Source organism: Cryobacterium sp., from assembly GCF_025463825.1.
Lineage (GTDB): Bacteria > Actinomycetota > Actinomycetes > Actinomycetales > Microbacteriaceae > Cryobacterium.
In genome coordinates this window covers 1-9661 of the sequence record NZ_JAODBG010000104.1, presented here as the reverse complement: position 1 = coordinate 9661, position 9661 = coordinate 1, and the positions used below count along the sequence as shown (strand labels likewise).

At 69.4% G+C, this 9661-nt stretch carries 7 protein-coding genes and 1 pseudogene; 1 reads left to right on the top strand and 7 read right to left on the bottom strand.

Translation table 11 applies throughout. The features are described 5' to 3' along the window. From eno to JWP54_RS12605, 4 genes and pseudogenes are all read right to left on the bottom strand, one after another. A pseudogene (eno, locus tag JWP54_RS12620) lies at positions 1-713 on the bottom strand (phosphopyruvate hydratase); the annotation flags it as partial. A 161-nt stretch (positions 714-874) separates the two neighbouring features. Then, positions 875-2128, bottom strand: coding sequence for a histidine--tRNA ligase (gene hisS / locus JWP54_RS12615; protein ID WP_297372606.1), 1254 nt, complete (start codon positions 2126-2128; stop codon positions 875-877). A gap of 124 nt (positions 2129-2252) precedes the next feature. Then, positions 2253-2786, bottom strand: a complete 534-nt coding sequence (locus JWP54_RS12610; protein WP_297372603.1) for a ferritin — start codon at positions 2784-2786, stop codon at positions 2253-2255. A gap of 33 nt (positions 2787-2819) precedes the next feature. Further along, positions 2820-3554, bottom strand: a complete 735-nt coding sequence (locus tag JWP54_RS12605; protein WP_297372601.1) for a MazG family protein — start codon at positions 3552-3554, stop codon at positions 2820-2822. A 125-nt stretch (positions 3555-3679) separates the two neighbouring features. Between JWP54_RS12605 and JWP54_RS12600 the strand changes: the two genes are divergently transcribed. Next, positions 3680-4888, top strand: a complete 1209-nt coding sequence (locus JWP54_RS12600) for a Na+/H+ antiporter NhaA (RefSeq protein WP_297372599.1) — start codon at positions 3680-3682, stop codon at positions 4886-4888. Here JWP54_RS12600 and mfd read toward each other — a convergent pair. The 3 genes from mfd to JWP54_RS12585 form a co-directional block, all read right to left on the bottom strand. Next, positions 4815-8450 (bottom strand): transcription-repair coupling factor, encoded by a 3636-nt coding sequence (gene mfd / locus JWP54_RS12595; protein WP_297372597.1) that lies wholly within the window; start codon positions 8448-8450, stop codon positions 4815-4817. The two genes, JWP54_RS12600 and mfd, sit on opposite strands and share 74 nt — an antisense overlap. Positions 8451-8480: 30 nt before the next feature. Continuing rightward, positions 8481-9068 (bottom strand): aminoacyl-tRNA hydrolase, encoded by a 588-nt coding sequence (gene pth, locus JWP54_RS12590; RefSeq protein ID WP_297372608.1) that lies wholly within the window; start codon positions 9066-9068, stop codon positions 8481-8483. A gap of 44 nt (positions 9069-9112) precedes the next feature. Further along, positions 9113-9661: 50S ribosomal protein L25/general stress protein Ctc (locus JWP54_RS12585; protein WP_297372596.1), on the bottom strand; the 549-nt coding region annotated here is incomplete at its 5' end.

The window sequence follows — 9661 nt, the reverse complement described above, 5'->3', positions numbered from 1 at the left end:
GCGATGTCCTTGCCCGGAGCGAAGCCCGCGTTGCCGATCGCCTCGACGATGAGGTCGAGTGCCGCGCGGTTGTTCGGCAGGTTCGGGGCGAAGCCACCCTCGTCGCCGAGGCCGGTTGCCAGGCCCTTGCTCTTCAGCAGGCCCTTGAGGGCGTGGTAGACCTCAACGCCCCAGCGCAGGCCCTCGCTGAAGGACGGAGCGCCGAGCGGGACAACCATGAATTCCTGGATGTCGACGTCGTTGTCAGCGTGCGAGCCACCGTTGATGATGTTCATCATCGGCACCGGCAGGGTGTGCGCGTTCGGGCCGCCGAGGTAGCGGAACAGGGGCAGGTCGGCCGAGCTTGCTGCGGCCTTGGCGACGGCCAGGCTCACGCCGAGGATGGCGTTCGCGCCGACGCGCTCCTTGTTGACGGTGCCGTCGGTCTCGTTGAGGACCATGTCGATGATGCGCTGGTCAGCGGCGTCGAGGTCTTCAACGGCCGGGCCGAGCTCGTCGGTGACGGAACCGACGGCCTTGAGCACGCCCTTGCCGAGGTAACGCTTCTTGTCACCGTCGTGCAGCTCGTAGGCCTCGAAGGCACCGGTCGAGGCGCCCGAGGGAACGGCGGCACGGCTCAGCGTGCCGTCCTCGAGCAGAACCTCGACCTCGACGGTCGGGTTACCCCGAGAGTCGAGGATTTCGCGTGCAACAACTGCGTCAATAAGAGCCACAACTATCTCCTGTGTCTGTCTGTCTATCTATTTTTGGATTTCTCAGTCCGGGTGGATTTTGAGGAAGACGCCGCTGTGTTCCAGTCCGGTGATCAGTCTAGTGACCGCGCCCAGGGGGCGCTCAGGACTGAAGTCCCGAACACCTGCAGTTCATGCGCGGTTCAGTCGCCCAGCGGTTTGAAGACGAGGTCGCCCGGGGCGACGGAGTCGTCGGTCACGAACGCGAACCGGCCATAGCCGGCGGCACCGGCCCGCTCGAGGAGCGCCTTGAGGTTCTTCGTGCGCTTGTCCAGCCGCACCCGCAGCCCGTCGGCCACCAGCGCCGTCTTGAGGGCGACGAGCGCGGCCGGGTCGGCGTCCTTCTCGTGCACGAGCACAACCGCGGTGCCGGTCTCGTCGTCGGCGCCGGCGAGCAGGTCGACGATCCGTTCGAAGCCGATCGAGAAGCCGCAGGCGGGCACGTCGGTGCCGAGGAACCGGCCGATCATGCCGTCGTACCGACCGCCGCCGCCGAGCGAGTAGCCCAGGTCGGGATGGGCGATCTCGAAGATCGTGCCGGTGTAATAGCCCATGCCGCGCACCAGGGTGGGGTCGAACTCCAGGCGCACGCCGGGCAGCGCGGCGCGGAGCGAGAGCAGGTCGGCGTAGGCCGCCGCGTCGAGCCAGGCGGGCGCATCCGTGGCGTCGGGCCAGCCGGCGTCGGCGAAGCCCGCGAGGGTCCGGGCCAGGTCGGTGGTGTCGATGCCGAGGCCGCCGAGCTCGGCCACGACGCCGTCGACCCCGATCTTGTCGAGCTTGTCGAGCGTGATCAGCGCCCGTTCGGTGAGGTCGGCCGCGATGCCCCAGCTGGCGAGCATGGTGCTCAGGATGCGGCGGTCGTTGATGCGCACCGAGCAGCCGGTCACGCCCAGGTTGTCCAGCGCGGCGACGGTGGCGGTGATCAGTTCGATCTCGGCCAGCGGGCCGGCCTCGCCGATGATGTCGATGTCGCACTGCATGAACTGGCGGTAGCGGCCCTTCTGCGGGCGTTCGGCACGCCAGACCGGGGCGATCTGGATGGCGCGGAACACGGCGGGGAGGTCGGCGCGGTGGCTGGCGTAGAACCGGGCCAGCGGCACGGTGAGGTCGAAGCGGAGGCCCAGGTCGGTCAGTGAGAGCAGGTCGTCCGCCTCGGCGGCCGCAACCAGGTCGGCCGGGGCGAGGCCGCGCTTCTGCACAGCGAAGCCGAGCTTCTCGTTGTCGCCGCCGAGCCCGGAGTGGAGCCTCGCGGTGTCTTCCATGACCGGGGTCTCGATCTCGTCGAAGCCGTGGGCGGCGAAACTCTGCCGGATGACGCCCAGCGCCCTCTCGCGGTTGGCCTTGTCGGCCGGAAGGAAGTCGCGCATGCCGCGGGGAGGGGTCACTGCTGTTGCCATGCCCCCAATTCTGTCAGGTCCCCCGGGCCCGTCCCGCCCGCGCCCCCGGCGACAACTGTTCCCCGTGCGGACAAGTGGCCCCGGTGTGCCGGGTGCAATCGTCCGCAACGGGAACAGTTAGGGGCTAGAGGGCGCCGCCGGCCGCGCCGGGGGCATCCGTCTCGACGCCGCCGTCGCCGACGTTCTCGCGGGCGATGAAGTTCTCGATGTCGAAGAGGTTGTCCTTGGCGCGCTTAGCGATGGTCAGCAGGGTCGACATGGAGGCGACTTCCTCGACCTGCTCCTTGAGGAACCAGAGCATGGCCTGCTCGCCGAGGGCGTCGCCGTCGGTGCGGGCGGCGCGGAACAGCGCCTCGATCTGGCCGGTGACCTGCTGCTCCTGCGCGAGGGCCAGGGCGATGGGCTCGACGATGTTCCCGAAACCGTTGATCACGGCCGGCACGCCGGGGATGACGACCTCGAGGCCACGGTCGAGGCGGTACTGCACGAGCATCATGGCGTGGTTGCGCTCTTCAACCGACTGGCGGTAGAAGTGCGCGGCCAGCTGGGGCAGGTCCTGGCTGTCGAACCAGGTGGCGATGGAGATGTACTGCTGGGACGCGGCGAACTCGTGGCCGATTTGCTGGGTCAGGAGGGCGTTGAAGGATGTCTCGGTCATGGTCCGACGTTACCGGTCCCCCGGTCGGGGCCGCTACGCGGTGGGGAAGGCGATGACGCCGGCATCGGCCGGGTCCGCGCCGCTCTCCTGCTCCGCCGCGCGGATCTCGTCCTGCAGGTCGCGGAGAGCGGTGCGCAGCGCCCGCTCGGAGTCGAGCCCCTGCGCCTTGGCCGCCGACACGATGGCCAGCAGGATCGGGCCGAGCTCGGCTTCGCTGTCGATGGGCAGCAGGGCGGGCGGGTCCGTCTCGAGCAGGCCGATCTTCTGGGCCTTCCCGATCACCTTGTCGGCCAGGGCGAGCGCGGGCATACCCTGCGGGATGCCGTCGAGAACGCTGGTGCGGTGCGGCTTCTCGGCCGCTTTCACGTCGTCCCAACCGGCGACGACCTCATCGAGCGACTGCTCCCCGCCGCTTCCGAACACGTGCGGGTGCCGGCCGACCATCTTCCGGGTCATCCCGGCCGCGACATCCTGGATGTCGAACCCCTCCCCGGGCGTCTCGGCGGCGATGGACGCGTGGAAGACCACCTGGTAGAGCACGTCACCGAGTTCCTCGAGCAGGTCCTCACGGCTGCCGCTCTCGATCGCCTCGATGAGTTCGTGGGTCTCCTCGGTGAGGTACCGCACGAGCGATTCGTGGGTCTGCTCGGCGTCCCACGGGCAGCCGCCGGGCGCCCGCAGCCGGGCGACGGTGCTCACGAGGTCGTCGAGGCTGGACGGGCTGCTGGCGGAGCCGCTGAACGCGGTGGGCTGGGCTGAATCGGTCACACTCCATCGTAGGCCGCCTGGCTAAACTGATCCCAGGTGTGCCGGGAAGTCTGGTCGGCGGGCGACGGGTGTCGCTCTCGACCAACGGCCGACCCGTTTTTGCGACCGGGTGGACAGGACACCGCATGACCATGATCCGTTCCGAGCGTTACGCCGCAGTATTCCTGCTGATCGCGGGAGTCCTCGGCCTCATCGCCGCCAATCTCTGGTTCGGCCCCGCGCTGATCGAGGCGGCCAACGTCCATCTGCACACCGGACTGTTCGGACTCGACTTGTCGGCGAAGCACTGGATCAGCGACGGCCTGCTGGCGATCTTCTTCTTCCTCATTGCCATCGAGCTCAAGCGCGAGCTCGTGATCGGTGACCTCAACAGCTTCGGCAAGGCCGCCCTGCCGGCGTTGGCCGCCCTCGGCGGGGTCGTGGTGCCGGCCGGCATCTACCTGCTGCTCACCCGGGGCTCCGGGCTCGCGGCGGGCTGGCCGGTGCCGACGGCCACCGACATCGCGTTCGCCCTGGGCGTGCTGGCCGTGTTCGGCCGCGGCATCCCCACCCGGGTGCGGGTGTTCCTGCTCGCGCTGGCCGTGCTCGACGACCTCGTGGCGATCCTGATCATCGCGTTCTTCTTCACGCAGGACCCGCAACTGCAGTACATCGGCGTCGCCGCCATCGCCGCCACCCTGTTCGGCGTCACCAGCCGGGTGCTGAAGCCCCGCTCCCCCTGGGTGCTGGGCCGGAGGCCCGTCTGGCCGGTCGTCGTCGCGCTGGTGCTGCTGGGCGTGGCGACCTGGTACTTCACCTACCTGTCCGGCGTGCACGCCACCATCGCGGGAGTGCTCCTCGGCCTCGTGATGGCCCGGGTTCCCGGCGGGCGCACGCACCACGTGCTCGAGCCGTACTCGAACGCGGTGATTCTGCCGCTGTTCGCGTTCTCGGCGGCGCTGGTCGCGATCCCGCAGGTGAGCCTGGCCGAGCTCAGTCCGGCGTTCTGGGGCATCCTGGTGGCGCTGCCGGTGGGCAAGCTGCTCGGCATCACCCTCGCCGGCACACTGGGCAGCCTGATCTCCCGCCGGCCGGCCGGGTCGGGGGCCGGCCTCCGGTTCACGGACATCGTCATGGTCGCGTGCCTGGGCGGCATCGGCTTCACGGTGTCGCTGTTGATGGGCGCGCTCGCCTTCGCCGGCAACACCGAGATCGTCGACGAGGCCACCCTCGCCGTGCTGCTCGGCTCGGGGGTGGCCATCCTCCTCTCGGCGGGAGTGGTCAGTGTGCGGGCACGGCAGTATCGACGGGCCGCGGGAACACCGCGTCCAGCAGCGAGCCCGTCCACGCGATAAGCGCCGCGTCGGCCACCGGCTCGCCGTTCAGGCGCGGCAGCGGCACGATCATGGTGCCGGCCGCGGCCGAGTACTTCGCACCCGGGTACATCCGTTGCACCCGCACCTGCATCGAATCGGCCAGGTCGACCGGGGCGACGCGCAGGTTGGAGCCCATCGCCACCACCTCCCCGAGGCCGGCCTGCTGGGCGTGCCGGCGCAGCCGGGAGACGGCAATGAGGTTGCGAACGGCCTCCGGCGGTTCGCCGTACCGGTCGGTGAGTTCCTCGAGCACGAGGCCGATCTGGTCGTCGGCGGCCGCGAGCGCGCTGGCGCCGGAGAGCTTCTGGTAGGCCTCCAGGCGCAGTCGCTCACTGTCGACGTACTCCTCGGGGATGTGCGCGTCCACGGGCAGCTCGAGCCGCAGTTCGGTCTGGCCCTCGGCGACGTCACCGCGGAAGGTCGACACGGCCTCGCCGATCATCCGCAGGTACAGGTCGAAGCCGACACCGGCGATGTGGCCGGCCTGCTCGCCGCCGAGCAGGTTGCCCGCACCGCGGATCTCAAGGTCCTTCAGCGCCACCTGCATGCCGGCGCCGAGCTCGTTGTTGGCCGCGATGGTGGCCAGCCGGTCGTGCGCGATCTCGCTCAGCGGCTTGTTCTCGTCGTAGAGGAAGTAGGCGTAGGCGCGCTCCCGGGCCCGGCCCACCCGGCCGCGCAGCTGGTGCAGCTGGCTGAGGCCGTACTTGTCGGCCCGGTCGATGATGATGGTGTTCGCGTTGGCGATGTCCAGGCCGGTCTCGATGATGGTCGTGGAGACCAGGATGTCGAACTTGTTCTCCCAGAAGTCCACCACCACCTGCTCGAGCTGCGCCTCGGGCAGCTGCCCGTGCGCCACGGCGACGCGCGCCTCCGGCACCAGTTCGGCCAGCTGGGCGGCCACCCGGTTGATGCTGGAGACCCGGTTGTGCACGAAAAAGATCTGCCCTTCGCGCAGCAGTTCCCGGCGGATGGCTGCGGCCACCTGGCGGTCGGAGTACGGGCCGACGAAGGTGAGGATCGGGTGCCGGTCCTCGGGCGGGGTCGCCAGGGTCGACATCTCGCGGATGCCCGTGACCGCCATCTCCAGGGTGCGCGGGATCGGGGTCGCGCTCATCGCGAGGATGTCGACGTTGGTCTTGAGCTTCTTCAGCGCATCCTTGTGCTCCACACCGAAGCGCTGTTCCTCGTCGATGATGACCAGGCCGAGGTCCTTGAAAATAGTGTTCTCCGAGAGCAACCGGTGCGTGCCGATGACCATGTCGACCGTGCCGTCAAGCATCCCGGCGACGGTTTCGCGGGATTCCTTGTCGGTCTGGAACCGGCTGAGCGCCCGCAGGTGGATCGGGAAGCCGGCGAAGCGTTCCTGGAAGGTCTCCATGTGCTGGCGGACGAGCAGGGTGGTGGGCACGAGCATGGCCACCTGCTTGCCGTCCTGGATGGCCTTGAACGCGGCGCGCACGGCGACCTCGGTCTTGCCGAAACCCACGTCGCCGGAGAGCAGCCGGTCCATCGGGATGGGCCGTTCCATGTCGGCCTTGACCTCTTCGATGGTGGTGAGCTGGTCGGGCGTCTCGGCGAACGGGAATGCCTCTTCGAGCTCCCGCTGCCAGGGGGTGTCCGGACCGAACGCGTGACCCTTGCTGGCCATCCGTGCGGAGTACAGCTTGACCAGTTCGACGGCGATGTCGCGCACCGCGCGGCGGGCCTTGGTCTTCGCGGCGGACCAGTCGCTGCCGCCCATCTTCGACAGCGCGGGCGCCTCGCCGCCGACGTACCGGCTGACCAGGTCGAGCTGGTCGGTGGGCACATAGAGCTTGTCGCCGGGCTGGCCGCGCTTGGACGGCGCGTATTCGAGGACCAGGTACTCGCGGGTCGTCTTGACCGGGTGGCGGCCGCCGCTGGACACCTCACGCTGGGTGAGCTCGAGGAACCGGCCGATGCCGTGCGTCTGGTGCACCACGTGGTCGCCGGTCTTCAGCTGCAGGGGGTCGACGACGTTCTTCCGCCGGCTGGCGAGCTTCTTGATCTGGCGGGCGTCGTAGCCGACGGTGCGCCCGTAGAACTCGCTCTCGCTGACCAGGGTGAGCTTGATCTCCGGGATCTCGAAGCCGTGCGCGATGGAGGCCTTGAGCAGGTAGGCGATGCCCGGCTCAGGGTTCGCCGGGAACTCTTCCACGATGCGGGCGGGCAGCTCGGCGCCGGCGAGCACGTCGGCGGCCCGGTCGACGAGGCCGGCGCCCTGGGCGACGACGGCGACGGTCCAGCCGTCCTTGAGGCGAGCGGAGAGGTGCCCGACGGCGCCCTCCACGTTGCCCTGGAAGCTGGGCACGGGGTTGCCCTCGATGCGCACCGTGAGCAGCTCGTCGATCTCCCGGTGCTCCGGAAGCACCTCGATGTCGGTCGGCGCGGCCTGGAAGGAGCTCAGGGTCCACCAGACCCGTTCGGTGGCGGGGGCGCCCGGCGCTGAGTAGCGCACGGCGTCCCGCAGGGTGCCCAGGGTGAGGAAGTCACCGCTGGCGAGATCGATGGGCGCCTCGGCGCCGGCGGTGGCGGCGTTCCAGGCGGCGGAGAGGAACTCCCGGTTGGTCTCGGCGAGGCTGATCGCCCGGGAGGCGACCCGCTCCGGGGAGATCACGGCGACGGCGGCGTGCCGGGGCAGGTAGTGGGTGACGGGCACAAGCCGGTCGACCAGGGCGGGGGCGAGGCTCTCCATGCCCTCGACGGGGATGCCCTCGGCGACCTTGGCGAGCAGCCCGGCGAGGCTCGGGAACTCGTGCTGCATCTCCCGGGCGCGCTGACGCACGGCGGGGCTGAGCAACAGTTCCCGGCTCGGTGGCAGGCTGACCGAGGCGATCGGCTCGGGCATGGAGCGCTGGTCGGAGACGGCGAACGCGCGGATCTGCTCGACCTCGTCGCCGAAGAACTCGATTCGGTACGGATGCGCGGCCATCGGCGGGAAGACGTCGAGGATGCCGCCGCGCACCGCGAACTCGCCGCGCCTGGTGACCATGTCCACCCGGGCGTAGGCCACGTTGACGAGGTCCACGGCAATGGCGGCCAGGTCGTGGCCGCGGCCGCCGGCGGTGAGCTCGAGCGGGTCGAAGTCGGTGAGGTTGTCGGCCACCGGCTGCAGGGCAGCGCGCACGGAGGCCACGACGATGAGCGGTCGGCGGTCGGCCGCATCCGCCGCCTCCCACTCGCGCATCCGCCGCAACGCGTACAGGCGCCGGCCCACGATCTCGGCGCTGGGACTGAGCCGCTCGTGCGGCAGGGTCTCCCAGGCGGGGAACTCCACGATTTCGGCATCGTCGGAGAAGCAGCCCAGGTTCTCCCGCAGCGCCTCGGACTCCCGGCCGGTGGCGGTGATGATGAACAGCGCCCTGCCCTTGCCCCGGCGGTCGCGTTGCTCCAGCAGCGCGGCCAGGAGGGGCGCACGGAGGCCCTCAGTGAGCGAGAAGTCGGCGTCACGGGCCGCGAAGGCGAGGGCGGAATCGAACGAGGAGGCGCCGGAAAGCGCCGGAATCAAGCCCTGAAGAATCACCGCACAAGTCTACGGGTAGTTCGCGGCAGGCTAGGCGGGTGGGGCGTGGAACTTCTGCTGGGCCGCGGTGACACCGTCGGCCACGATCATCTCGATCGCGTCCGCGGCATCCTCGAGCATGATCGGCAGGGTGGCCCGCTCGGTGCTGCTGTAATCGTGCAGCACGAAGTCGGCCGCGTTCTGCCGGCCGGGCGGGCGGCCGATGCCCATCCGGATGCGGGTGAATTCGTTACTGCCGGACGCGGCGATGATGTCGCGCAACCCATTGTGGCCGCCGTGGCCGCCGCCCACCTTGATCTTCAAGGTGTCGAACGGCAGGTCCAGCTCATCGTGCACGACAATCAGGCGCGAGACGTCGAGGGAGTAGAAGCGCAGCAGGGCGGCGACGGGGCCGCCGGAGAGGTTCATGAAGGTGTTCGGCTTGGCCAGCACGAGCTTGGGCCCGCCGGGGAAACTGCGCCCCTCGGCGACCGCCGAGTTGGTCTTATGGTTCTTGAAGTTCGCCCGCAGACGATCGGCGAGCACGGCGGTCACCATGTGGCCGACGTTGTGGCGGTTACCGGCGTAGCCGGGCCCGGGGTTACCGAGCCCGACTACGAGCCAGAGATTCTCGTCCAGGGGGTTCCTTTACGCAGTTTCTGTCCGGTGGCGGAGGGGTAAGACTACTCGGCGGCAGCTTCCTCGGCCACAGCTTCGCCCTCGACGGTCTCCGCTCCCTCTTCTTCTTCCTCGGCCGGCAGGTGTACGCCGATGACGACCATCTCGGGGTCGGAGATGAGCGAGGCGCCCGCGGGGAGCGTGATCTCGCTGGCGTGGATCAGGGTGCCGTCTTCGAGGCCCTCGACATCGACGCTGACACTCTGCGGGATGTTGGTGGCTTCGACCTCGAGGAGCAGGGTCTTGGCGTCCAGATCGGCGGTGGTGCCGGGTGCGGTCTCACCGGTGACGTGCACGGCGACCTCGACCTGGACCTTTTCACCCTTGCGGATGACGATGAGGTCGAGGTGCTCGATGATCTGGCGAACCGGGTCCTTCTGCACGTCCTTGACCAGGGTCAGGTGGGTGGTGCCCTCGACGTCGAGCTCCAGCACGGCGTTCGCACGACGCAGCAGCAGGGCGATCTCGTGGGCCGGCAGGGCGACGTGCACCGGGTCGGTGCCGTGGCCGTAGATGACGGCGGGGATCTTGCCCAGCACGCGCAGCTTGCGGGC